Source organism: Phyllobacterium chamaecytisi, from assembly GCF_020164455.1.
In the GTDB taxonomy this organism is placed as follows: domain Bacteria; phylum Pseudomonadota; class Alphaproteobacteria; order Rhizobiales; family Rhizobiaceae; genus Phyllobacterium; species Phyllobacterium chamaecytisi.
Genome location: NZ_JAIQWW010000003.1, coordinates 102,267 through 126,369, shown reverse-complemented (window position 1 = coordinate 126,369; position 24,103 = coordinate 102,267). Strand labels below are relative to the sequence as shown.

Annotated in this window: 22 protein-coding genes; 14 read left to right on the top strand and 8 right to left on the bottom strand. The window is 56.2% G+C overall.

All coding sequences use genetic code 11. The features are described 5' to 3' along the window. The first annotated feature begins 4 nt into the window (after positions 1 to 4). Positions 5 to 2,326, top strand: coding sequence for a Tex family protein (locus LB462_RS06175; RefSeq protein ID WP_224506473.1), 2,322 nt, complete (start codon positions 5 to 7; stop codon positions 2,324 to 2,326). A gap of 26 nt (positions 2,327 to 2,352) precedes the next feature. Next, positions 2,353 to 3,339, top strand: a complete 987-nt coding sequence (locus LB462_RS06170; protein WP_224506472.1) for an aldo/keto reductase — start codon at positions 2,353 to 2,355, stop codon at positions 3,337 to 3,339. Positions 3,340 to 3,378: 39 nt separating this feature from the next. Here the strand turns inward: LB462_RS06170 and LB462_RS06165 are convergent, their stop codons facing one another. The 5 genes from LB462_RS06165 to LB462_RS06145 form a co-directional block, all read right to left on the bottom strand. Then, positions 3,379 to 4,299 (bottom strand): sugar phosphate isomerase/epimerase family protein, encoded by a 921-nt coding sequence (locus LB462_RS06165; RefSeq protein WP_224506471.1) that lies wholly within the window; start codon positions 4,297 to 4,299, stop codon positions 3,379 to 3,381. Between the two features lie 20 nt (positions 4,300 to 4,319). Continuing rightward, positions 4,320 to 5,441, bottom strand: coding sequence for a sn-glycerol-3-phosphate import ATP-binding protein UgpC (locus LB462_RS06160; protein WP_224506470.1), 1,122 nt, complete (start codon positions 5,439 to 5,441; stop codon positions 4,320 to 4,322). Positions 5,442 to 5,452: 11 nt separating this feature from the next. Further along, the gene (locus LB462_RS06155; protein WP_112531401.1) at positions 5,453 to 6,340 is read right to left on the bottom strand and encodes an ABC transporter permease subunit; all 888 of its coding nucleotides are present in this window, start codon (positions 6,338 to 6,340) and stop codon (positions 5,453 to 5,455) included. A gap of 8 nt (positions 6,341 to 6,348) precedes the next feature. Further along, positions 6,349 to 7,245: a carbohydrate ABC transporter permease gene (locus tag LB462_RS06150; protein ID WP_224506469.1), complete on the bottom strand. Its 897-nt coding sequence runs from the start codon at positions 7,243 to 7,245 to the stop codon at positions 6,349 to 6,351. An 82-nt stretch (positions 7,246 to 7,327) separates the two neighbouring features. Further along, on the bottom strand, positions 7,328 to 8,665 hold the full coding sequence (locus LB462_RS06145) for an extracellular solute-binding protein (protein WP_112531399.1): 1,338 nt from the start codon (positions 8,663 to 8,665) through the stop codon (positions 7,328 to 7,330). Between the two features lie 239 nt (positions 8,666 to 8,904). Here LB462_RS06145 and LB462_RS06140 point away from each other — a divergent pair, with 239 nt between their 5' ends. Continuing rightward, positions 8,905 to 9,627: a glutathione S-transferase gene (locus tag LB462_RS06140; RefSeq protein WP_224506468.1), complete on the top strand. Its 723-nt coding sequence runs from the start codon at positions 8,905 to 8,907 to the stop codon at positions 9,625 to 9,627. 100 nt (positions 9,628 to 9,727) lie between these two features. Then, positions 9,728 to 11,458, top strand: coding sequence for a gamma-glutamyltransferase (ggt, locus tag LB462_RS06135; RefSeq protein ID WP_224506467.1), 1,731 nt, complete (start codon positions 9,728 to 9,730; stop codon positions 11,456 to 11,458). Between the two features lie 35 nt (positions 11,459 to 11,493). On the opposite strand, the gene LB462_RS06130 is transcribed toward ggt, so the two are convergent. Continuing rightward, positions 11,494 to 12,669 (bottom strand): aminotransferase, encoded by a 1,176-nt coding sequence (locus LB462_RS06130; RefSeq protein ID WP_224506466.1) that lies wholly within the window; start codon positions 12,667 to 12,669, stop codon positions 11,494 to 11,496. A gap of 9 nt (positions 12,670 to 12,678) precedes the next feature. Next, a complete protein-coding gene (gene gcvA, locus LB462_RS06125; RefSeq protein WP_224506465.1) occupies positions 12,679 to 13,725 on the bottom strand; it encodes a transcriptional regulator GcvA in 1,047 nt (348 codons plus the stop codon). 213 nt (positions 13,726 to 13,938) lie between these two features. Here gcvA and speB point away from each other — a divergent pair, with 213 nt between their 5' ends. The 10 genes from speB to LB462_RS06075 all read left to right on the top strand — a co-directional run bounded on the left by speB (position 13,939) and on the right by LB462_RS06075 (position 23,012). Then, a complete protein-coding gene (gene speB, locus LB462_RS06120) occupies positions 13,939 to 15,000 on the top strand; it encodes an agmatinase (RefSeq protein ID WP_112531615.1) in 1,062 nt (353 codons plus the stop codon). 83 nt (positions 15,001 to 15,083) lie between these two features. Continuing rightward, positions 15,084 to 15,881 (top strand): transporter substrate-binding domain-containing protein, encoded by a 798-nt coding sequence (locus LB462_RS06115; RefSeq protein WP_224506464.1) that lies wholly within the window; start codon positions 15,084 to 15,086, stop codon positions 15,879 to 15,881. A 3-nt stretch (positions 15,882 to 15,884) separates the two neighbouring features. Next, on the top strand, positions 15,885 to 16,553 hold the full coding sequence (locus LB462_RS06110; protein ID WP_112531393.1) for an amino acid ABC transporter permease: 669 nt from the start codon (positions 15,885 to 15,887) through the stop codon (positions 16,551 to 16,553). Beyond that, complete coding sequence (locus LB462_RS06105) at positions 16,550 to 17,200, top strand: amino acid ABC transporter permease (RefSeq protein ID WP_112531392.1); 651 nt, start codon at positions 16,550 to 16,552, stop codon at positions 17,198 to 17,200. The genes LB462_RS06110 and LB462_RS06105 overlap by 4 nt, the downstream gene beginning before the upstream one ends. A 76-nt stretch (positions 17,201 to 17,276) precedes the next feature. Further along, positions 17,277 to 18,365 (top strand): ABC transporter substrate-binding protein, encoded by a 1,089-nt coding sequence (locus LB462_RS06100; RefSeq protein ID WP_224506463.1) that lies wholly within the window; start codon positions 17,277 to 17,279, stop codon positions 18,363 to 18,365. Positions 18,366 to 18,441: 76 nt separating this feature from the next. Next, complete coding sequence (locus LB462_RS06095) at positions 18,442 to 19,479, top strand: ABC transporter ATP-binding protein (protein WP_224506462.1); 1,038 nt, start codon at positions 18,442 to 18,444, stop codon at positions 19,477 to 19,479. Next, a complete protein-coding gene (locus LB462_RS06090; RefSeq protein WP_224506461.1) occupies positions 19,476 to 20,330 on the top strand; it encodes an ABC transporter permease in 855 nt (284 codons plus the stop codon). The genes LB462_RS06095 and LB462_RS06090 overlap by 4 nt, the downstream gene beginning before the upstream one ends. Continuing rightward, positions 20,327 to 21,127 (top strand): ABC transporter permease, encoded by an 801-nt coding sequence (locus LB462_RS06085; protein WP_224506460.1) that lies wholly within the window; start codon positions 20,327 to 20,329, stop codon positions 21,125 to 21,127. The genes LB462_RS06090 and LB462_RS06085 overlap by 4 nt, the downstream gene beginning before the upstream one ends. Next, entirely contained in the window at positions 21,124 to 21,903 is a 780-nt protein-coding gene (locus LB462_RS06080; RefSeq protein WP_224506459.1) for a carbon-nitrogen hydrolase family protein, read from the top strand. Before LB462_RS06085 ends, LB462_RS06080 begins: the two co-directional genes overlap by 4 nt. Next, positions 21,900 to 23,012: an NAD(P)/FAD-dependent oxidoreductase gene (locus LB462_RS06075; RefSeq protein WP_224506458.1), complete on the top strand. Its 1,113-nt coding sequence runs from the start codon at positions 21,900 to 21,902 to the stop codon at positions 23,010 to 23,012. Before LB462_RS06080 ends, LB462_RS06075 begins: the two co-directional genes overlap by 4 nt. On the opposite strand, the gene LB462_RS06070 is transcribed toward LB462_RS06075, so the two are convergent. After that, entirely contained in the window at positions 23,013 to 23,924 is a 912-nt protein-coding gene (locus LB462_RS06070) for a LysR family transcriptional regulator (RefSeq protein WP_224506457.1), read from the bottom strand. It lies immediately after the preceding gene. Positions 23,925 to 24,103 lie beyond the last annotated feature (179 nt).

The following is a 24,103-nucleotide window of genomic DNA, read 5'->3' as shown; positions in this document are numbered from 1 at the left end:
CCTCGTGACTGCCAGTGCTGCCAACACCGCCCGTATCGCTCGTCTCATCGCCGCCGAGATCAACGCACGGCCCGAACAGGCCAATGCGGCGATAGAACTTCTCGATGGCGGAGCAACCGTCCCTTTCATTGCCCGCTATCGCAAGGAAGTCACGGGCGGGCTCGACGATACGCAGCTGCGCACGCTCGACGAACGCCTCATCTATCTGCGCGAACTCGATGCGCGCCGTGACACGATCATCGAGTCCATCCGCAGCCAGGGCAAGCTGACCGACGATCTTGAAGGCAAGATTGCCGGCGCAGTCACCAAGGCGGAGCTGGAAGACATCTACCTTCCATACAAACCCAAGCGACGGACCAAGGCCGAGATTGCCCGCGAACGCGGGCTTGGCCCACTGGCGGAAACAATCTTGTCAGACCGGCGCACCATTCCTTCCGAGCTGGCCAAGCGTTTCCTGAACGACGACGTTCCCGATGTGAAGGCTGCGCTCGAAGGTGCCCGGGATATTCTTGTCGAGACCTTTTCGGAGAACGCCGAACTCGTCGGTCGTCTGCGCAAGTACATGCAAGATCGCGCGGTTCTCCGTGCCAAGGTAATAGACGGCAAGCAGGACGTCGGAGCGAAGTTTTCAGACTACTTCAATCATTTTGAGCGCTGGGCAATTGTGCCGAGCCACCGGGCTCTGGCTATGCTCCGGGGCCGCAACGAAGAGGTGCTGTCGCTCGACCTTGAAGTCGATGCTGAAGACAACGCCGCGACTAAACCAGTCGAGCGAATGATCGCCGATGCCTATTCAGTCCACGCCAATGGTGCTGCAGCCGACAACTGGTTGATGGAGGTGGTACGCTGGACATGGCGTATTCGCCTCTCGCTCAATCTCTCCGTCGATCTTATGACCGCGTTGCGTGAACGCGCCGAGGAAGAAGCAATCCACGTCTTCGCCCGCAATCTGAAAGATTTGCTGTTGGCCGCGCCAGCAGGCTCGCGCGCAACGATGGGTCTCGATCCAGGCATTCGTACAGGCGTGAAGGTTGCTGTCATCGACGGCACAGGCAAGCTTCTCGACACCACGACCGTGTACCCCTTCCCGCCGCGTAATGATGTGCGCGGAACACAGGCCGAGCTGGCAAAGCTCGTTGTCAGGCACAAGATCGAACTTATCGCGATTGGCAACGGCACCGGGAGTCGCGAGACCGAACGTCTCGTCGCCGATATGTTGGCAGACATGCCGCCGCCCAAACCGCTGAAAGTGATCGTCAGTGAAGCCGGAGCTTCGGTCTATTCCGCATCGGCCACTGCGGCTGCCGAATTCCCGGGGCTTGACGTGTCGCTTCGCGGCGCCGTCTCCATTGCCCGTCGCTTGCAGGATCCGCTGGCGGAACTCGTCAAGATTGAGCCAAAATCCATCGGCGTCGGCCAGTACCAGCACGATGTCGACCAGTACCGTCTTGCACGTTCGCTCGAAGGCGTGGTCGAAGATGCGGTCAACGCCGTCGGCGTTGATCTCAACACCGCTTCGGCTTCTTTGCTTGCACGCATTTCCGGCCTCGGTGCTTCACTTGCTGAAGCGATTATCGCCCATCGCGACGAGGTTGGCCCATTCAAAACCCGTCGCGACCTCCTGAAAGTCGCACGCCTCGGGCCGCGCGCCTTTGAACAATGCGCCGGCTTCCTGCGCATTCCCGGCGGCACCGAACCGCTGGATGCGTCCGCGGTGCATCCGGAAGCCTATGGTGTTGCCAAGAAGATCGTCAGCGCTTGCGGTCGCGATGTCAGGTCACTGATGAGTGACAGCAGCGCATTGAAGGCGCTTGACCCCCGCGTCTTCGTCGATGAACGCTTTGGCCTGCCGACAGTGCGGGATATCATTGCTGAACTGGAAAAGCCTGGCCGAGATCCCCGGCCGGAATTCAAAACGGCGTCGTTTGCCGACGGCATCGACAACATAAAGGATCTGAAGCCCGGAATGCTCTTGGAGGGAACGGTTACCAATGTTGCCGCCTTCGGTGCGTTTGTCGATATCGGCGTGCACCAGGACGGCCTTGTTCACCTGTCGCAATTGGCGGATCGCTTTGTCAAAGACGCACACGAAGTCGTCAAGGCTGGGGATGTCGTCAAAGTACGCGTTGTCGATGTCGATCCCAAACGCAATCGCATCAGCCTGACAATGCGCAAGGATGGCGGGGGAAGCGAGTCGTCACGCGGTCCCCGTCCCGTTGACAAGCCATCGCGCACGGCGGCTCCTGCGTCAGGCGGCCAGAAGCCGCAACCTTCGCCACAAGGCGCTTTCGGCGCAGCTCTGGCAGATGCGTTGCGCAAGAAATAGCCGGAAAAAATTCTAGGAGAACAACCGTGGATATCCGCACAATAGGCAAGACGCCGCTCGCAGTAACGCAATTCGGATTTGGTGGCGCGGCGATCGGCGGGCTCTACCGGGAATGTACGCAGGAAGCAGCGATGGAGACGTTGCAGGCGGCATGGGATGCGGGAATGCATTATTTCGACACCGCGCCCTTTTACGGCTTCGGTCTATCCGAACGGCGGACCGGCGATTTTCTGCGCAGCAAGCCGCGGGAGACATATGTGCTTTCTACGAAGGTCGGCCGTCTGCTGCGCCCCGTTCCGGAAGATCAGGTGCCGGACTACTCTTACGTCAATCCCCTGCCTTTCACGGTTGACTACGACTACAGCTACGACGGGATCATGCTTTCGTTCGAGTTCAGTTATGCCCGGCTTGGCCTGAACAAGATCGACATACTCTACGTTCACGATATTGGCGTCTATACGCACGGCGTGGAGAAAAATGCTATTTATCAACGTCAGTTGCTGGACAGCGGCATGCGCGCTCTGGACGAACTGAAATCATCGGGAGCGATCTCGGCTTATGGTCTCGGTGTCAACGAGGTGGAAGTCTGTCTCGACGTGATTGCCAGGCACCCGATAGACTGTATTTTACTGGCTGGCCGTTATTCACTGCTGGATCGCTCCGCAGAGCGCGGTTTGCTCGAAGTCTGCCGTAAACAACAGATTTCTCTGGTGATCGGTGGTGTCTTCAATTCCGGCATTCTCGCAACGGGGCCGGTTGCGGGCGCAAATTTTGACTATGGTCCTGCCTCAGACGATATTCTCGGCCGCGTTCGTGCCATGCAGAAAATTGCAGAAGCCAACTCGATCCCACTCTCCGCTGCGGCAATGCATTTCCCGTTGCGGGAGCCGGTCGTCGCCAACGTTCTGATCGGCACAGCCAAGGCCTCGAGCCTGACCCGCAACATGGAATTGCTGAAGGTAGATGTGCCGGACGCGGTCTATGCCGCAGTCGAACCGTTTACAATTCCATGAGGGTCAGTTGTGGCGGTGCAACCGCCACAACTGACGAATTTACGCTGCTATTCGGCGGCTATTGACCAGATCCATAAGCTTTAGAGCGCGCGCCAGACTGTCCGCCTGCTCGGTGGCGAAACGGTTTTCCGTGATTTCCATGATCAGCGTCGTATCCGGCAGGAATGTGATTTCTGAGAAAATCTCTTCCCATGGAATGTCGCCCCAGCCGATTGGCAAATGCAGGTCGCCGATGCCGAGTGCAGTTGCTTCCGCCGGATGGTAGAACTTCGTCATGCTGTATGGGCGGCCAAAGCTGTCATGAACATGCAGGTGCCCGGTGACGGGAGCCATTGCCTTGATCTGCTCGCGCCAATCGAGGCCAAGCCGTGTGCATTCGATATAGGCATGACTGAAGTCGATCAACCCACAGACATTCGGACTGTTGACAGCACTGACGGTTTCACCGACCTTTGCCGGCATCTGGCGATATTCCGCGTCGTTGAGTGCGAAAATATTTTCCAATGCAATCCGCACGCCATAGCCCTTCGCGACTTCGGCTAGTTCTGCCAATGCATCGCGCTCCATCTGGTCGAGATCGCCAATACGCGTCAGTGCCGGCATCTTGGCCTGTCCGCAATGGTGGACGAGAATGCCGGCCTCCACACGATTACACAGTTCAAGCATGGCGCGCACAACGGCCTTCTGCAGCGCCAGATGTTCCTTGTCCATGAAATTGGAAATGATCTGGCCATGTACGCTATAGCGCAGGTCAAATTGGCGGGTAATTTCCAGCAGGCGTTCCAACCGGCTTGGAATGATGCGGCCACCGGAAATGAGCTCTTCGCCATAAAGCGACAACTCAGCAGCGCTCGCGCCAAGGTCACTGATCGTCCGCAAAGAGTCTTCAAGCACGCTGAAATTGCCGCCGCCGGTATAAGTGCAGAAGCCGACGGCCGAAATGATGGACTCCGTATTCATTGTTATTCCTTTCAGGACAGCTACGCTGCCACGGTCGATTGATTGGTATTGTGTTTCAACGCAGGCGCGTCGTCGAGACGCAATCCGGTGTCCCTGGAGAACAAATGAATGTGTTCGGAGGGCAATTGCAGGCCGACCGTCGCACCCGTCTCGAATAACTGACTTTCATCGCCACTGACGGCAAAGATCGTTCCATCAATGTCAACGTGCACATTGCGTCCGGAGCCGAGCTCTTCGACAAAATCGACGGTCGCAGGCACGCTGTTTGCCGTTCCTGCTTTTACCAGACGGCAGTGCTCCGGACGGATCCCGGCAGATACGGCGTTATCTGCATTGTCGCGGCCAAGTACCGGGTCGATCGCGATTTGGATACCGTCGAGCAACACAAATTTGCCACTTGGCGCGATGGTGCTGTCAAAGAAGTTCATGGCTGGCGAACCGATGAATGTACCGACAAAGCGCGTTCGCGGCCGGTGGTAAATCTCCAGCGGCGTGCCGACCTGCTCGACATGGCCCTTGTTCATAACGATCAGCTTGTCGGCAAGTGTCATCGCTTCGACCTGATCGTGTGTCACAAATACCGATGTTGCTGAAAGCCGCTTGTGCAGGCGGCGGATTTCTACACGCATCTGCACCCGCAGCTTGGCATCGAGATTGGAAAGGGGCTCATCGAACAGAAATACCTTCGGTTCGCGGATGATCGCTCTCCCCATGGCCACACGCTGCCGCTGCCCCCCGGAAAGCTGCGCCGGCTTACGATCCAGCATTTCCTCTAGCCCGACAACGCGCGCAGTCTCACTGATACGCCGATCTCGCTCGGCACGCGGAACACCTGCAACCTTTAGCGCATAGCCTATATTGGCGGCCACGTTCATATGCGGATAAAGCGCGTAGTTCTGAAATACCATCGAACAGCCACGATCGCGCGGCTCAAGATTGTTGACGACTGTGCCGTCGATCGAAATCTCGCCTGCGGAAATCTCCTCGAGCCCGGCAATCATGCGCAGCAGCGTGGACTTGCCACAACCTGACGGGCCAAGGATCACCACGAATTCGCCAGACTTGAAGTCAAGATCGACCCCATGCAGGATTTGTGTGCGGCCATAGGATTTGCGGACGTTCCGGATATTGATTTCGGCCATGAGCTTTCCTTTTATTTCTCTGTCGAGACCAGACCACGAACGAACCAGCGCTGCAAAGCAGCGACAATGATCAGAGGCGGCAGCATGATGATGAGTGCACCGGCCATGGAAACATTCCACTCCGGCAGGCTGTTGATATTGGGAACAAGCGTGGTCATCGCTACCATCGCGGTCTGGTAATCGGCCTCAGTTGTCATCAGCTTCGGCCACAAATACTGATTCCAGGCATAGACGAACATAATCGTCGCCAGCGCCAGCATATTGGTACGTGATAATGGCAGCAGGATATCGATGAAGAAGCGAAGCGGCCGGGCGCCATCCATTTTGGCGGCTTCAGTGAGCTCGTCCGGGAGCGTCATATAAAACTGCCTGTAGAGGAACGTACCCGTGGCCGTTGCAATCACCGGCAGGACCAGTCCCGAATAGGAGTTGAGCAAGTTCCATTGCAGCGAGAGCTCGATGCCAGTAAGCGTCTGGATCAGCCAGCGTACAGGCTCAAAAACGTCGGCGGCGATATTGTATGTCGGAACGACGCGAACCTCGAGCGGAAGCATCAAGGTCATAAACACCAGCCAGAAGAATACATGGCGCAGCGGACTTCTGAAATATACGATGGCGAAGGCGCTGATCGAGGCAAGGACGATTTTGCCCACCATGACCAACAGCGCCATGATCAAGCTGTTGAGCATCGCTGGACCAAGGTTGGCCCGATGCCATGCCGCCTGAAGATTGTGCACGAAATCAGTGCCAGGCAGAAGGTTGAATGGAACCGCGTTGACCTGCGCCAACGATTGGGTCGATGCCGTAAAAATCATCCAGAACGGCCCAAGAATCAGGAGCAATCCAAAGATCATGATGAAATAGGTCACCATGTTGAGGATAGGAGTGCGTTCAATCATGGCCGGACCTATTTGTAGTGTACGCGCCGCTCAACGAAGCGGAACTGAATGAAGGTGAAGACCATGATCAGGCCTATGAGGATCAGGCTTTGAGAGGCGGCGCCAGAATAGTTGAGGCCTTGGAATGCCTCGCTGACGATGCGATACACCATGACGTTTGTCGCCCCGTTCGGGCCACCTTCAGTCGTCAGATCGACAATACCATAGGTGTCAGGACCGACGAAGCTTTCGGTAAGATTGAGCACCAGCAAGAAAAAAAGTGTCGGCGCAAGCAACGGGATCTGCAGATCGATGGCTCTGCGCACCGGACCGGAGCCATCCATCGACGATGCTTCAATCAGACTGCGCGGGATTGATTGAAGACCCGCGGTCATGAAGATGAAATTATAGCCGATCCATTTCCACGCAAAACAGATGATCACCAGGATCATTGCATGGCTGCCAAACTTGGCCGGGTTCCACAAGTCCGGCGACCACGTGTTGACGACGGCGATCAAGCCGCTTTCGGGAGCGAAGATGAAACGAAATGCGAGTCCGACGGCGGGAGCCGCAATGGCATAGGGCCAGATGTAGAAAAACCTGAATATGCCCGAGCCTTTCAGCTGGCGATCCACACAGATCGCAAGCACGAAAGCAATGAACATCGAAAGCGCGGTTGCGGTAAAGGCAAAGACAAGACTGAGCGCAACGGATTGCCAATATTCGCGGTCCGCAAAAACGTCACGGAAATTGTCCCACCCGACAAAGAGGCGATCGCCTGCCCCGCCGAACGCCGGCTCCAGCGAAAACGCCCAGGTGAGAACCGACGTTGCCGGCCAATAGAAGAAAAAGAAGATCAATAGTAGCTGCGGCAATGCGAACAAGATGGGCAACCACCGGCTTTTGAAAACAGCACGCTTGTTCATGGATTCGACCGGTCCCGTATCTTGTCAGTTGGCAAACCAAATGGCCCGGACGCGGAACGCTCCGGGCCATGAGAGAAGTTGACTAATTCAGTGTCTGACCGGCATAGGTCTTTTCGAAGCGGCGGATAATGGCGTTACCACGCTCGACTGCCTGGTCGAGACCGGCCTGAACCGTCATCTTGCCGAAGAAGATACCTTCCATCGCATTGGAGATTTCCTTGCGGATCTGCGGGAAGCCACCGACGCGGATGCCACGGGTAAGATCGCCGGCCGGCGTATAGGTCAGGCTCTCAATAGCTTTCTCACGGCCTGCAAACTGCGGCTTCTCATAAAAGCCATTGGCTTTCATCGCGTCGAAACCGGTCTTGGTGACGGGGATGTAACCTGTGACTGTCGACCACCATTCAACCATATCCGGCTGGGCGATGAAGTTGAGGAAAGCTGCTGCGCCTTTATATTCGGCTTCAGGACGGTTCTTCAGAACCCAGAGAGACGCGCCGCCGACGAGAGAGTTCTTGCGCTCGGTACCTTTCCAGACCGGAAGCATGGTCACGGCCCACTTGGTGCCCGGCTTGATCGTCTTGCCAATCGTTCCGTGATCGGCGACCGACGACTGAATCATCTGGCAGGTCTGCGATGCGAAGGCCGGTACGACATCCATGCCGAGCTGGGCAGTCTTGACCTGAAACAGGCCTTCATCCGTCATTTTCTTGAAGAATGTCAGCTGGTCCACAACTTTGGTCTTATTGAAGACAAGCTCGGTGTCGAGACCGTCATAGCCATTGTTCTTGGTAGCGATCGGCTGGTTGTGGATTGCCGAAAACTGCTCCACCGTCGCCCAGCTGTCGAAACTGAAGCCGAAGGGGCAATCAAAGCCTGCCGACTTCAGCTTGCGCGCATCGGCTTCTACGTCTTCCCAGGTCTGCGGTGCACCATCGATGCCAGCCTTGGTAAAGGCGTCGATGTTGTAGTAGAACATTGCCGTCGAGGAATTGAACGGGAACGAATTCAGCACTCCCTTGGAGTCGGCATAATAACGCGCGATACCGCCGAAGTAGTTGTCCCAATCGATCTTGTAGCTGTTGTCTTCCATCAGCTTCTTCGCCGGAATATAAGCGCCGGACAGCATCAGATCGAGCGTACCAACGTCGAAGACCTGCACGATGGCCGGGTTTTTCTTGGCACGATAGGCGGCGATAGCGTTCTGGATGGTCTCTGGATAGCCATTCTGGCTGGTGCAGACGATCTCATAATCTGACTGCGAAGCATTGAACTTGTCGCAGGTTTCCTTGACCCGCTCGCCAAGGTCGCCGCTCAGTCCATGCCAGAACTCGAATTTGACTTTTTCCGCTAGCGCCGGCGTGGCGCCAAGGCCCAACGCCAAGGCCATTGCGGCGAATTTGACACCAAGATGTTTCATCTGAAGTCCCCGTTCCGAAATTGAAAATGAGTGTTCAGACAGCAAATTGAACAATGCAAAGCTGTCGCGACCGGGAATATGTCTAGGATCACAATGTGAAAGTTTGATCGATTTGATGCGAAACTATTGTGACAATGCACAGCTGCCTAACACTCATCAAAAATCTGCGTGCTTTAGCGCTGGTCTCCGCCACATTCCCATGTTTCGATAACCCCAGACATGGCTGAAGGAGGATCTCTATGCCCTACGAACTCTATTACTGGGACGGATTGCAGGGGCGCGGCGAATTCGTGCGATTGGCCCTCGAAGAGGCTGGGGCTGAATATATAGACGTTGCGCGCCAATCGGATGGCACTGCAGCAATGATGAAGCTGCTTAAGAGCAAGTCCGCGCCCTACATTCCCTTTGCGCCGCCGTTTATCAAAGACGGTGATTTGATCGTATCGCATGTCGCCAATATACTGTTTTACCTCGGACCGAAGCTGGGCCTGGCGCCGAAAGACGAAGCATTGCGCTATACCGCCAATGGCTTGCAGTTGACGATCACCGACTTTGTGGCCGAGGTGCACGATACGCACCACCCGATCGCCACAACCAAATACTACGAAGATCAAAAAGAGGCCGCGAAACAACGCTCGGCCGACTTCATTGAAAATCGCATCCCAAAATTCATGTCCTATTTCGAGCGCGTTCTCGAACAAAATCCTGAAGGCAATAAATTCGCAGTCGGTGCGAAACTCAGCTATGTCGAACTTTCCTTGTTTCAGGTCATCGAAGGGTTGCGCTATGCCTTCCCGAGAGGCACCAAAAATTTCGGTGAGCGGTATCCGAAAATTATTGCCGTACACGATGCCGTTGAAAAGCGACCGAACATCCAAAAGTATCTTGCTTCGGATCGCCGCCTCGATTTCAATGAGTCCGGAATTTTCCGTCACTATCCTGAGCTTGATCAAGACGCTTGAGCCATCCGTTCCGCTTCGTTTCGCTGGACATGCGTACAGGAAGAGTTCCACTGTGGGTCCTGTTATTCCACTGGGAGAGAGAATCATGGAGTGTGTATCTATGAGAACCGCTGTGTTTGCTTCAACATTCAGCATCAGCCTGCTGTCCGCGACGACAGGATTTGCTGCATCGCCAGAACCGGTGAAGGCCGAGCACGGCATGGTGGTCACTGCGCAGCATCTCGCATCGCAGGTCGGCGTGGATGTACTGAAATCCGGTGGCAACGCGGTGGATGCTGCTGTTGCTGTCGGCTATGCGCTGGCTGTCGTTTATCCCACGGCGGGCAATATTGGCGGCGGCGGTTTCATGACCATCCGTCTCAAAGATGGCAAGACCACTTTCCTTGATTTCCGCGAACGCGCGCCGATGGCCTCGACGAAGACAATGTACCTTGATGACAAGGGCAATATGGTCAAGGGTTTGAGCACAAATGGTTATCTCGCCGTCGGAGTGCCCGGCTCCGTCCTCGGTTTTGAAACTGCCCGAGCCAAATATGGCAGCAAGTCGCGGGAAGAACTTATGGGGCCCGCGATCCGCTTCGCACGAGACGGCTTTGTACTTGATCAGGGCGACATCACCTCGCTCCAGGGCGGCGCCAAGAAACTTGCCAAGGATAAAGCATCCGCTGACATCTTCTTGAAGCCGGACGGCAAAACCTACGCGATCGGAGAGACTCTGGTCCAGCCCGATTTGGCCGCGACTTTATCCAGCATCTCGGAGAAAGGCCCCGATGCTTTCTACAAAGGCGCAACTGCAGATGCCATCGTGAAAGCCAGCGCGGCAACCGGCGGCATTCTGGCAAAGGCCGATTTCGAGCAGTACTCCGTGCGCGAACTTGAGCCTGTCAAATGCAACTACCGCGGTTATGATATCGTTTCCTCACCTCCGCCGAGTTCCGGCGGTGTCATCATCTGCGAGATCCTGAATGTTCTCGAAGGTTATCCGCTCGGCTATCTTGGATACGGTTCTGCCGAGACTGTTCACGCAATGATAGAGGCCATGCGCCATGCCTATGTCGATCGCAACACATCGCTTGGTGATCCGGATTTTGTCGATAATCCGGTGAAGAAATTGCTCGACAAGCAATACGCCAAGGAAATTCGCGAGAAGATCAATCCGTTCAAGGCCGGGGTATCGCAGGAACTGATGCCAAAGGGCTTTGGCGAAAGTAAAGAGACGACACATTATTCCATTGTCGACGACGAGGGAAACGCAGTGGCTGTCACGTATACGCTCAATGGCTCCTTCGGCGCGGGTGTCGTGGCTCCCGGAACAGGTATCTTGCTTAATAATGAGATGGACGATTTCACGGCCAAGCCGGGTGCCGCCAATCTCTATGGGCTGGTGCAGGGAGAAGCCAATGCCATTCAGCCGAAGAAGACACCGCTTTCTTCCATGAGCCCGACGATCATTTCCAAGGACGGCAAGCCTTTCATGGTCATTGGCAGTCCCGGTGGCGCACGTATCATCACGATCACGCTCGAAGCCATTATCAATGTCATAGATCACGGCATGAATATCCAGGAAGCCATCGACGCGCCGCGTATCCACCACCAATGGCTACCGGACAAGGTCTATATGGAGCCCTATGCCCTCTCGTCTGACACGCGCAAAATTCTCACCGAGATGGGCCATGATGTCGAGATCGACAAGGACTGGACGATCTGGGGGCAGGCCGCCGGTATTCTGGTTGGCGGCGAGAGCCTCACCGACATCGAAGCAGGCAAAGGCGCACGCTACAACGGCGCTATAGACAGTCGATCAGGTTCTGGAGCGGCACTGGGTTACTGATTTACCAAGCTGGCGGACTGATCGCCATCGCTAGTTCACAGACTGATATCGACCATCCGGCCACGTAGCTGCCGGATGGTCTCGGCGTCGGCATTGGCGAAGGCAAAACGCAGGAATTGAGAGTGCTTTGCGCCAAAATATTCGCCGGGAATACTGAGAATTCCGGCCTTCTTGGCGAGATGCTCCGCAACCTCGGTCGATGACCGGTCTTCGAAAGGATGGCGGATGAAGGCGAAATAAGCGCCCATTGCTTCGAGCTTCCAGCCGTCAAGATCTGTCATCACTTCGGACAATGCCCTGGCGCGCGCTTCGATTTCCAACCGGTTACCTGCCCGCCACTGAACGAGCGCCGGCAAGGCCTGTGCTACGGCGCCCTGCGCGGCACGCGGCGCGCAGATTTGCAAATTGTCCATGATCTTGGCTATCTCTTCGACGACGTTTTCGCCGGCAGTCAGCGCGCCTAGCCGATGTCCCGGAATGCAGAAGGACTTCGAAAAGCTATAGAGCTGGATCAAATTTTCCTGCCAGCCCTCCTCCCTCAAGAGACCATGCGGAGCGCCGAAGTCGTTGGGTAGGAAATCGCGGTAGGTTTCGTCCAGAATCAGCCAAAGCCCATTCTTCCGGCAGACGTCGAAAATAGCTTTCAACTGTGCTGGCGGATAAACAGCACCCGTCGGATTGTTAGGTGTCACGAGAGCAATGGCGCGAACGCCAGGTGTCAGCGCACGTTCGACGGCATTCACCGTGGGAACAAAACCATTGGCAGAATCGCACACGATGAAGCCCGTTTTGATTCCCAACATCGACAGCGTCGTCTCATGATTGAAATAGAACGGATTGCTCATCAGCACCGTATCACCCGCTGCCGCAACAGCCATCACTGCGCAGATAAACGCCTGATTGCAACCTGATGTGATGTGGATGTTGCCACCGGCAATCTCTGCACCATAGAGCTCGGACACGTGTGCCGCGTAGGCCTCGCGCAAAGCTGCCTCACCCTCGATCGCACCATAATTGGTGTAGGTAAGCGATGACGCAGCTTCGCCCAGCCAGCGCAGCATATCCGGATGCGGCGGGTAGCCGGGAACGGCCTGAGACAGGTCGATCAACGGGCCAAGACTGCCATCATAGGATTTGCCCCATGCCTGCACAGCCGGTATGGGCGGGGGCGACAAGCGGGTGACAAGCGGGTTGAGTAAAGCAACAGTCATCGGAATGTCCTATCGAATATCGATTTTTGCGCGGCGTTTCAGCGCGCGATCCAGCCGTTTCGGGCGTGTCGTCGGGATGGATGGAGGGGTGGCCAGACGCTCTTGAGTACTGACCTTGCCGTTGCGTGGCCGGATGATCCGACGCGCCGAGGTTTGCGGTTCGGTGATTGTATCTGTCTCCAGCGAGGCAAACAGCCAATCGATGAAAACCTTGACGATCGGTGCGTTGCGCACCTCATTGCGGCAGGCGACGTAGAAGGCGTTGTTTGCCGGCACGGTTAGGTCAAATGGGACGATCAGTTCACCCTTGGCAATGAGATGGCTGGCGGTGATTGTATCGCCCAGCGCAACGCCTTGGCTGTAAACAGCCGCTTCCGTCGAAAGGCGCGCATCGCTCATGAAATGCTGTGCGCCACGGGCATGCTCGGTTGCATCGGCTGCGGCCAGCCAAGTGTTCCATTCCCGTCCATCATCGCCATGCAGGAGAACGTGATTGCGCAGATCGCGCACGGAACGAAGAGGCCGCATATTGAGCAGCGTTGGACTTGCGACGGGGAAGAGCTTGAGTGTCGTCCAAAGCCTTATCCAACAGTCGGCCCAATTGCCATGACCATAAAGCACGCAGACATCGACATCCGACGAGTGCAGATGATCTGACTCGTTCGACGCAATCAGCGTCAGTCTGATGTCCGGATATTGCTCGGTAAACTGGTTCATGCGCGGGATGAGCCAAAGCGAAAGCAGCGCGGGTACGCAGGTCACCGTGAGTTCACCGCTCGTCGTCGGGCGCTTGATCAGCGCAGTCGTCGCGGCAATATCCTCGAATGCTTTTGATACTGTCGGCAAGAGAAGCGCCCCTTGCGGCGTAAGCTTGAGACGTTGGGCGCCACGTTCGAACAGCTGGACATCGAGAGTAGCCTCCAGCGCTTTTATCTGATGGCTGATTGCGCCGTGTGTAACATTAAGTTCACGCGCTGCGGCAGTCACGGAGCCATGCCGGGCAGTCGCCTCAAAGGCGCGCAACGGGTTCAGCGGGGGCAGGCGACCTTGCGTCATAGGATTCCATTAGCCGTCAATTGTCGGAAAGTCATGTGAGATTTATTCACACAATAAGCTATAACAATGTCAATTGCTTTTCTGTGCCTTTTGCAACGATAATACGTCCAACGAGGCAAAATGCCCGGGGAACAGGCAACGACGGATATCTATCAGCAACACACGCCGAATCCGTCTTATCCCCGCGCACTTTACGACATTGGGATACTTGTCATGGCATCTTGGGATGAGAAAAAGCTGAACGAACTGCGCGCTAAATATGGCGAGAGCCATGGCGGTGAGTTGTTTGATCCGACATTCCGCAAGGTCGCAGACAAGATCTTTTCAAAAAGCGGTACGCGCCTAGCGCCATATTCGGGCATGCCGACCTTTCTGACCGCTCCCCATATGCCCGTCGATTCCAGCAATCCGGATTTCGGCAATCTCCAGGTCGCCATGGTTGGCGTGCCGATGGATCTCGGCGTAACCAATCGCACTGGCTCGCGTTTCGGCCCTCGAGCGCTCCGGACCATTGAGCGCATCGGTCCGTACAATCACGTTCTTGAATGCGCGCCTGTATTCGACCTGCGTGTTGCCGACATTGGCGATGTGCCTTTTGCCAGCCGTTACAGGCTCGAGCAGAGCCATGATGACATTGAACGTCGCATCAACCAGATCGTCGAGGCCGGCGTTGTTCCGCTTTCAGTAGGGGGCGATCATTCGATTACCCATCCTATCATGAAGGCTGTCGGCAAGAAGCGCCCGGTGGGCATGATCCATATCGATGCGCATTGCGATACGGGCGGCGCCTTCGATCAGACCAAATTCCATCATGGCGGTCCGTTCCGCAATGCGGTCCTCGACGGCGTGCTCGATCCGAGCCGTACGATCCAGATCGGCATTCGCGGATCAGCAGAATATCTGTGGGAGTTCTCCTACGAATCCGGAATGACGGTCGTTCATGCGGAAGAAGTAACCGGTCTTGGCATACCCGCTATTATCGAAAAGGCGAGAAAAATTGTCGGCGATGGTCCGACCTACCTTTCCTTCGATGTGGACAGCCTCGACCCAAGCTTTGCACCGGGCACAGGTACTCCGGAAGTCGGCGGCCTGACGACGCGCGAAGTGCTCGAGCTTATCCGCGGCTTCAAGGGTATCAACCTCGTCGGCGGTGACGTGGTGGAAGTCGCGCCACAGTATGATGCGACGACGAATACAGCCCATGCGGGTGCTCAGGTGCTGTTCGAAATCCTCAGCCTGATGGTTTTCAGCCCGTTCGTTCAGGGCAAGCGCTGATGCATCCAGAACCTTGATGAGGCGATAAATGCCGTAAAGCCGAATTGTCCTCATCAATCACAATAACAACGAAGGGGAATAAAATGACAATCTACACAACACTGCGATCATCCTTTGCCGCCCTGCTGCTGATCAGCGGAGCGAGCATAGGTGCGGCCAATGCCGACGCGATCGACGACATCACCAAGGCGGGCGTCCTCAATGTCGGCGTCTTTGCCGACTTCCCGCCTTTCTCTTCCGCCAGCGCCGACATGACGCTTAAGGGCTATGACATGGACGTTGCCCAGGCACTCGCCGATGCCCTAAAGGTCAAGCTTGTTCCAGTCAGTGTTACTGGACAGAACCGCATCCCCTATTTGACGGAGCATCGCGTCGATCTGCTTATGAGCGTCGGTTACAGCAAAGAGCGCGAACAGGTCATCGATTTTGCAGCAGCCTATGCGCCCTACTATATTGCCGTTATCGGTCCGAAGGCCCTTGACGTGAAGAACAAGGACGATCTTGCGGGCAAGAGCATTGCCGTAAATCGTGGCACCTTGGAAGACACGTCGCTGACCGAGGTGGTTCCGGCTTCGGCCGACGTCAAGCGCTTCGACAACTACAACTCAGTGATCCAGGCTTTCATTTCCGGCCAGACTCAATTGATGGTAGTCGGCAATGATGTCGGTGCACAGGTTCTTGCGCGTCAGGAGGCTCTGGCTCCCGAGCAGAAATTCCAGCTGCTGACATCGCCATCACACATAGCCCTCAACAAGAAAGAGGATCGCCTCAAGCAGGCCATCAACGACACCGTGGCCAAGATGCTGAGCGATGGCAGCCTCAACAAGAGCTCGGAAGCCTGGCTGAAGACACCGCTCAATCCTGAAAACCTCAAGGATTGATCTGTGGGCTATGCGCTCGACTTTGGCTGGCTGAATGGCGCAATCGGCATGATCGCCAGCGGCGCGGCGATGACGATCTTTCTGATCGCTGTCACCACGGTTGCTGGGGTCATCCTGAGCATATTCGGGGCCGCGGCCAAGCGCAGCCGCTACCCCGTCTTGCGCAAAGCCATCGGGGCTTATGTCGAGCTCATTCGCAATACACCATTTCTGGTGCAGCTCTTCTTCATTTTCTTCGGGCTGCCACGGTTTGGCATTCGTCTTGATCCGGTCGTTGCCGCCATGCTGGCGATGACGCTGAACATGACCGCCTATACCACCGAGATCGTTGGTTCCGGGCTCGACGCCGTACCCAAAGGTCAGAGGGAAGCTGCGGCGGCGCTGGGTCTGCCGACGTGGCTCGTATTCATCAAGATCGTGCTGCCGCAGGCACTGAAAGTCATTTTCCCGGCACTGACCAGCCAGATCATCATCATGATGCTGGAGTCGTCGGTTGTGTCGCAGATTGCAGTGCGCGAGCTCACCTACGAGGCGGACATGCTGCAGGCGCGAACTTTCCGCGCTTTCGAAACCTATTTCATCGTGACCCTGGTCTATCTCGGAATGAGCATCGGCCTTCGCCGTTTGTTGTTTGCTGGGGGACGACGCGCGATCGCCGGAGGCATGGCATGATCGAATTCACTTTCTGGGACATCGTGCGCAATCTGCTGCTGGCTGCCCGCTGGACGGTTCTGCTATCCATCGTCGCCTTCGCCGGCGGTGCAACTGTCGGGATTGCGATTCTCCTGCTGCGAATTTCCAAGCGGCGCTGGCTTCGGCAAGCGGCGGAATACTACATCGGCCTCTTTCAGGGCACGCCTCTGCTGATGCAGTTGTTCCTGTTGTTCTTCGGCCTGCCGTTGCTAGGCTTCCGTATTGAAGCGTGGACGGCCGCAGTCCTTGGACTGACGCTCTGTGCAAGTGCCTACCTCGCCGAAATCTGGCGCGGCGGTGTGCAATCATTGCCAAGCGGCCAGTGGGATGCGGGCAGCAGCCTCGGCTTGCATTATATAGCGCAGCTGCGGCTCATCATCCTGCCGCAAGCGTTCGCGATTACACGGGCACCGACGGTCGGTTTTCTGGTGCAGTTGATCAAGAGCACTGCATTAACGTCGATCATTGGTTTTGAGGAGTTGGTGCGCACGTCGAATGCAATCAACAATGCAACGTTCGAACCTTTCACGGTCTATGGATTGGTAGCGCTGATCTATTTTGTTCTGTGCTATCCGCTGACGCGTTATACAAAGATATTGGAGCTCCGGACCGCTCGTCAGCATTGAACGACAGCTGAACATCAGACAAAAACAGAAGTGGGAAATCGGCCAGTAAACTGGCTTTTAAAAAGGAGAGACGACAATGGACACTTTTCTGAAGAAGAGCATCAGTCGCCGCACGGTGCTCGGCGCCGGCGTGATGGGTGCCGCCGTTCTGGCAATGCCAAACATCCTGCGCGCGCAGGACAAGTCGCTGAAGGTTGGCGTCTATGGCGGCTACTTCAAAGACTCGTTCGACAAGAACATCTTTCCGGAATTCACCAAGGCGACAGGCATTGCAGTTGAATCCGTCGCGGAGCCGACAGGCGAAGCCTGGCTCGTCCAGCTTGAGCAGGCTGCAAAAGCTGGAGCCGCTCCCGCCGACGTCTCGATGATGTCGCAGGTGGCAATGCTGAAGGGCCAGACGACCAAACTTTGGACGCCGCTCGATTTGGCAAAGATTCCGAATTCAAAGAACCTCATTGACCGCTTCGTCAACAAGTACCCCGATGGCTCCGTCGCGGGTATCGGCGCCGTCTCATGGTACATCACGCTCGTTACCAACACCGATGTTTACAAAGAGGCGCCCACATCATGGGCGGCTTTCTGGGACAAGGCCAACGCTGACAAGCTTGGCTTGCTTGCACTGGTGTCGAACTCCTTCCTCCTGGAAATAACGGCAAAGACCTTCTTTGGCAGCACCAACGCCCTCGATACGGAAGAAGGCCTGCTGAAGGCCTTCGATAAGCTTGCAGAGGTCAAGCCCAACGTTCGCTTGTGGTACCGCGATGAAGCCCAGTTTGAACAATCGCTGAAGTCCGGCGAAATTCCGATGGGTCAGTACTACCACGATGTGACGGGCCTCGCTGCCTCCGAGGGTCATCCGGTTCGTTCCACCTTCCCCAAGGAAGGCGGCGTTCAGGACTCCGGCTGCTGGGCTCTGTCGCGCGCATCGAAGAAAGTCGACGAAGCACATATTTTCATCGACTACATGAGCCAGCCTGCCATTCAGGCGACGCTGTCGCGCAAGGTAGGTACTTCTCCGACAGTGAAACGCGAACTGCTCGATCTGAGCGACAAGGAATTCGCGGCTGTATCTTCCGATATCGAGCCGATCATTCCGCGCTATGACCTCTATACGACCAAGTCCGACTGGCTGAATCAGAAATGGACTGAGCTGATCGTCGGTTAATACACTGCGCGGCCTCATTCTTTGCTTGCTGCAAGGGGTGGGGCCGCCAAAACACAACCAAAGAGACGGGGGACTTATGTCCGGACTGGTTTTGAACAATGTCACCAAGCAATTCGGCGCATTCACCGCGGTCGACAATGTGCATCTGTCGGTGCCGCACGGTACCTTTGTTTGCCTGCTTGGACCATCCGGTTGCGGCAAGACCACGCTGTTGCGCATGATCGCCGGACTTGAAGACCCCACGAATGGCACTATCCTGCTCGACGGAGCCGATATTACGGACGTTCCTACGCACAAGCGGAATCTTGGAATGGTGTTTCAATCGCTGGCGCTGTTTCCGCATCTGAGTGTCGGTGAAAATATTGCCTACTCACTGCGCATTCGCGGAGCATCCCGCGAAGAGCAGAAAAAGCGTGTCGACGAATTGCTCACCCTGATCCATTTGCCCGGCTATGGCGACCGGCCGGTGTCGAAGCTATCCGGTGGCCAACGTCAACGCGTCGCTATCGCCCGGGCTCTGGCGCTGTCGCCGAAGATCTTCCTGCTCGACGAGCCGCTCTCTGCGCTGGACGCAAAGTTGCGCGAAGCCATGCAAGTGGAGCTACGGCAGCTTCAGCAAAAGCTCGGCATCACCACCATTGTCGTGACTCATGATCAGCGCGAGGCGATGACCATGGCCGATACGGTCGTGGTCATGAATGGCGGCCATATCCGGCAAGCGGCCTCACCGATCGAAATTTACCGCAAGCCAGCCGATACATTCGTTGCGGATTTCATCGGCTCGACAAATCTGATCGAAACTCAAGTCGACAGTTCCGGTGCGGCGACCATATTAGGCCATCGGGTTCAAGGCATTGTCCTGCCCGCCGGCGCACAGAAGGCCACGATTTCGGTGCGCCCCGAAGACGTCCACCTGACAGCACCCGGCAATGGTGCCATCGATGGAACAGTCACCTTCGTCCGCGATCTGGGTGGCACAATCGAAACGTTTGTCGAAGCCGGCGGCCAGCAGATCATTGCCGTATCAACCCCGCGCGAACGGCCCGAGGTTACTGCCGGCCAGGCCGTAGGTATCGCTCTGTCCCCTGATGTCTGCGTGGTGCTGAAGCAATGAAGCGCGAACCACCTCAATCCATCGCCGATTATGGGCCCCTGTTCTTTCCTGCCGGCATGCTGCTCATCTTCTTCGTTGTGCCTTTTGGCACGATGATTGCCGTCAGCTTCTTTCAGAGGCAGGAAGGCGGCTTCTACACACCGGCATTCGTCTTCTCCAACTACGAGCGCTTCCTCACCGCGTTCTTCGGGGGCGTACTCGGCTTTTCACTGATGCTTGCAGTGACCGTCGCGATCTGCTGCGTCGTGCTGGCACTGCCCTTCACTTACCTGCTTTCGCGGCTGACACGGCGCTTGCAGGTGATCTGGCTTGTCGGACTTCTCTCGGTGCTTTCGCTGTCGGAGGTGATTATCGGGTTTGCCTGGTCAACGCTGCTTTCGCGCACGGCAGGCCTCAGCAATTTGCTCGTAAAGATCGGGCTTCTTGAGCAGCCCGTCGCGCTGTTCCCGAGTTTCGGCGCCGTGCTGACAGGTATGGTCTATCAAGCTTTGCCCTACACGATCCTCGTGCTCTACCCGGCCATCGTTCGCCTCGATCCCACTCTGATGGAGGCGGCGCGAACACTTGGTTCTTCGCCCATCCGTGCCTTTTTCAACGTACTGGTGCCTGCGCTGCGCAATACGATCATGGCGACGCTCATCATGGTTTTCATCTTCGCGCTCGGCTCGTACCTGTTGCCGCAGATCCTCGGCCGGCCGCAACATTGGACGCTTTCGGTTCTCATCACCGATCAGGCGATCTATCAGTCCAATATGCCCTTTGCCGCGGCGATGGCTGTTTTTCTTGTGCTGGTTACGCTCGGCCTCGTGGCATTGACATTGCTCATCGGCCGCAAGGGAGAAAAGGCATGACCCATTGGCTCAAGCGATTTTACTTCCTGCTCATTGGGCTTTTCCTCAGCTTGCCGCTGATCGTCGTGGCTGGCGTATCGGTCAATGCCAAGCAAACTCTGGCGTTCCCACCGCAAGGCTTTTCCCTCAGCTGGTACGGCGAGATATTTACCAATCCCGAATGGCGTGCTGCCCTTGTCGCTTCGGTGATTCTGGCCACAACCTCCGCCGCCTTGGCCGTCCTGATTGCCCTCCCGTTGTCGTGGTTTCTGTGGCGTCGCATCGCGCCGTGGGCGAACATATTTCAGGTCCTTGGCATCGCGCCATTCACCCTGCCTCCGGTCATCACGGCACTCGGGCTGCTGACCTTCTGGGCGACAACAGGTTTCTATGGCCAGCCGTGGACCGCGGTCATCGGACACGCGATCTTTTTTGTTACTCTGCCATTGGTCACCTTATCGCTCGGCTTCTCGGCTATCGACCGCTCGTTTGTCGAAGCAGCCGCCACAATGGGTGCCAATGACAGAACCATTTTTCGCACGGTTGTGCTGCCGCTGATCCTGCCCTATCTCGTATCGGGTTACGCTTTCGCCTTCGTGTTATCGCTCAACGAATACATCGTCGCGTACATGACCGTTGGCTTCACACTGGAAACGCTGCCGATCAAGATCTTCAATGCACTGCGTTACGGCTACACGCCGACAATGGCGTCCGTGACCATACTTTTCGTTTTCACCGCTGCCGTCATCTTCTCTTTGGTCGCGAAGTTCGGCGATCTGCCCAAGCTGCTCGGCGCAATGGCGTCGGATGAATCATGATGCGTGTCGCAGCTCTGCAAATGCAATCGGTCTCCGGTGACGTGCAGGCCAATCTCGGGCGCATCGAACGAGCGGCTGTTGAGGCGGCTGAAGGCGGTGCTGACCTTTTGATTACGCCAGAACTTTGCATCACGGGTTATGGCGCAGGAGACGCAATCACCGCATTGGCTGAAACGGCGAATGGCGACCAGATCAAGGCATTGCAAGCCATTTCGTCGGCAAATGGCATCGCCATCGTTGCGGGTTTTGCAGAGCGTGTTGGCGCGGACGTTTATAACAGCGCTGCATTTGTCGATGGCCACGCCACACCTGCGATCTACCGCAAATCGCATCTTTACGGCGATTATGAGCGATCGCTCTTCAAGCCGGAAACACCTGTTAGTTGTATTGTCGAATTGAGCGGTCTGAAGCTCGGCATGCTGATCTGCTACGATGTGGAATTCCCAGAGAACGTCCGCCGTCTCGCCCTTGCCGGCGTCGACGCCGTGCTTGTGCCGACAGCTCTTCCTGCCGGCCCTTCCGGAACGTTCATCGCCAATCACATGATCCAAACCCGCGCCTTCGAGAACCAGATTTTCGTCGCCTACATCAATCATGCTGGTGCTGACGAACGATTTACGTTTGCTGGAAACTCACGAATTGCCGCGCCCGATGGCAGTCTGATCGCGGCCTGCAGCGATGATGCGGAAAGTTTAATTTTTGCGGATATCGATCCTGGCGCCTTCGCCGTATCCATCACCGGCAATCCCTACCTTAGAGACCTGGGTTCAGCATGACCGAAATAATCGAAACTGATGTCCTTGTGATTGGCGCGGGCATCGCCGGTGTGGGTGTCGCAGCCGCATTGGCCGACACACATAGGGTCGTGATTCTTGAACGTGAAACCCAGCCTGGATATCACTCGACCGGTCGCTCTGCCGCCATCTTCCTTCCCAACTACGGCAATGATGTTATTCGTGGATTGAACCAAGCCAGCGCACCGCTTTTCCAACAGCGCGATGTCGGCCTTTTTCCAGCGCCGTTGCTGACCGGGCGCGGGTCTCTAACCGTCGCTGGCGAAGATGGTATTGAGGCTTGCGAAGACTTTGTCCGCAATGGGGTTGGAATAGAGGCGATTGATATCGATCGCGCCATTGACATGGTTCCGATCCTTAATCGCGATCATGTCAAGGCAGCGTGCTACCAGGACGACGCATGGGATATCGACGTCAACGCTCTGCATCAGGGCTGGCTGCGGAAAGCAACCGGGTTGGGCGTTCAACTTTACACAAAATGCGAAGTTGTTGGCGCTAACCGGGTCGCCGGTGAATGGCAGGTTGAGACGGGCGACCGCACATTCCACGCCAAAACCGTGGTCAACGCATCGGGTGCGTGGGCAGATATCACTGCTGGACTCTTCGGCGCTCGCCCGCTTGGACTAACGCCCATGCGGCGGTCCATTGCAGTATTGCCCGCTCCGGACTGCCATGACACCAGAAGCTGGCCGCTCGTGGATGACGTGAATGAAGCCTGGTACATGAAGCCCGATGGGGGACGAATATTCGTTTCACCCTGCGATGAGACACCGGTTGATCCGCATGATGCTTATGTCGTCGATATGATCCTCGCCGAAGGCCTCTATCGGTTCGAACAAGCCGTCACTATACCGGTCACCCGTGTCGAGAGCAGCTGGGCGGGTTTGCGCACTTTCGCGCCGGACCGGACGCCCGTGGCCGGTTTCGACGGTGAGGTCGATGGCTTTTTCTGGCTCGCCGGTCAGGGCGGTTACGGCATTCAAACCTCCCCTGCACTCTCGACGCTCGCAGCGGCGCTCATTGCGAGACGAGATCCGGAAAGGGCCATCGAAGCACTCCTCGCAAAACTATCGCCCGACCGCTTTGGCTGATCACGCCAGAAGCGATTGACCAGCAAATATCTCAGTCTGGTTCTCCAGTTCGGACTTGATGAAATTACTCAAAACGCGGATGCGCGGCGTGCTGACAATATCCTCGTGGCAAATCAGCCAATAGTCCCGGTTGAGATGGAGCTGCTTTGGCATGACCGGCACCAACTCGGGGTAATTGCAGGCGATGTAATAGGGGAGGATGCACAGCCCGAAGCCTGATCGTGTCGCGCTGAGCTGGGCGAAAATACTGGAACTCTGGTATGAGGCGCGCAACCCCGGCAAGATCTCGCGCATGTAGTCGAGGCCCGGCGTGAAGATCATGTCTTCGATATAGCCAATGAACTGGTGACTGGAGAGGTCTGACTGCTGTCTGATCTCCGGATGACGTGAGAGGTAGTCCTTCGATCCGTAGATGAACAGGCGGTAGGGCATCAGCTTTTCCTGATGGTACGGACCTGTCCGTGTCGCATGCAGCGTGATCGACAAATCCGCCTCGCGCCGCGAGAGCGACACGATCTGCTGGATCGTCACCATTTCAATGGAAAGACTTGGATAAGACTGCGCCATCAGCGGCAGCCGGTCCGCCAAGAAGAAATTGGCAAACCCTTCCAATATACTGAGGCGGACGACGCCGCTCAGGGAAATCGTTCCCCCGGAAGCCTCGTTCTGGAATCGATCGGCCTCGCGCTCCACAATTTCGGCAGACTCGATAAGCTTCTCGCCGAGCGCCGTCAGGATATAACCACGCGGGTTGCGCTCGAACAGTCGCGCCGACAAGGCTTCTTCCAGCCGGTCTATCCTTCTTGAAACGGTGACATGATTGGTGCGCAGTCTTCGCGCCGCAGTGGTCAATTGTCCGGTACGCGCAACGGCGAGAAAATATTGCAGATCGTCCCAGGTAAACTGCCGCATGGCACTCTTTCAGTGAATGTACATTTTTGTACTTATTATGTGCACAAATAGATGTTTGTGTACCTATTTGTCAATGTTAGAGTTTTTTCGACATCATGGTTGCCGGTCGGAAGAAACAGCGCAATCATGGGGATGAGTATTGTCCGGCTTGGAAAGCCAAAGCTGGATTGAGGAGGATA

Bases quoted from the DNA above. Each gene is read 5' to 3' on its own strand.
- LB462_RS06155 (WP_112531401.1), bottom strand. From the start codon at position 6,340: ATGATTGAACGCACTCCTATCCTCAACATGGTGACCTATTTCATCATG.
- LB462_RS06075 (WP_224506458.1), top strand. From the start codon at position 21,900: ATGACCGAAATAATCGAAACTGATGTCCTTGTGATTGGCGCGGGCATC.
- LB462_RS06090 (WP_224506461.1), top strand. From the start codon at position 19,476: ATGAAGCGCGAACCACCTCAATCCATCGCCGATTATGGGCCCCTGTTC.
- LB462_RS06070 (WP_224506457.1), bottom strand. From the start codon at position 23,924: ATGCGGCAGTTTACCTGGGACGATCTGCAATATTTTCTCGCCGTTGCG.
- LB462_RS06080 (WP_224506459.1), top strand. From the start codon at position 21,124: ATGATGCGTGTCGCAGCTCTGCAAATGCAATCGGTCTCCGGTGACGTG.
- gcvA (WP_224506465.1), bottom strand. From the start codon at position 13,725: ATGACGCAAGGTCGCCTGCCCCCGCTGAACCCGTTGCGCGCCTTTGAG.
- LB462_RS06165 (WP_224506471.1), bottom strand. From the start codon at position 4,299: ATGAATACGGAGTCCATCATTTCGGCCGTCGGCTTCTGCACTTATACC.
- LB462_RS06150 (WP_224506469.1), bottom strand. From the start codon at position 7,245: ATGAACAAGCGTGCTGTTTTCAAAAGCCGGTGGTTGCCCATCTTGTTC.
- LB462_RS06160 (WP_224506470.1), bottom strand. From the start codon at position 5,441: ATGGCCGAAATCAATATCCGGAACGTCCGCAAATCCTATGGCCGCACA.
- LB462_RS06095 (WP_224506462.1), top strand. From the start codon at position 18,442: ATGTCCGGACTGGTTTTGAACAATGTCACCAAGCAATTCGGCGCATTC.
- ggt (WP_224506467.1), top strand. From the start codon at position 9,728: ATGAGAACCGCTGTGTTTGCTTCAACATTCAGCATCAGCCTGCTGTCC.
- LB462_RS06145 (WP_112531399.1), bottom strand. From the start codon at position 8,665: ATGAAACATCTTGGTGTCAAATTCGCCGCAATGGCCTTGGCGTTGGGC.
- LB462_RS06115 (WP_224506464.1), top strand. From the start codon at position 15,084: ATGACAATCTACACAACACTGCGATCATCCTTTGCCGCCCTGCTGCTG.
- LB462_RS06105 (WP_112531392.1), top strand. From the start codon at position 16,550: ATGATCGAATTCACTTTCTGGGACATCGTGCGCAATCTGCTGCTGGCT.
- LB462_RS06100 (WP_224506463.1), top strand. From the start codon at position 17,277: ATGGACACTTTTCTGAAGAAGAGCATCAGTCGCCGCACGGTGCTCGGC.
- speB (WP_112531615.1), top strand. From the start codon at position 13,939: ATGGCATCTTGGGATGAGAAAAAGCTGAACGAACTGCGCGCTAAATAT.
- LB462_RS06085 (WP_224506460.1), top strand. From the start codon at position 20,327: ATGACCCATTGGCTCAAGCGATTTTACTTCCTGCTCATTGGGCTTTTC.
- LB462_RS06140 (WP_224506468.1), top strand. From the start codon at position 8,905: ATGCCCTACGAACTCTATTACTGGGACGGATTGCAGGGGCGCGGCGAA.
- LB462_RS06130 (WP_224506466.1), bottom strand. From the start codon at position 12,669: ATGACTGTTGCTTTACTCAACCCGCTTGTCACCCGCTTGTCGCCCCCG.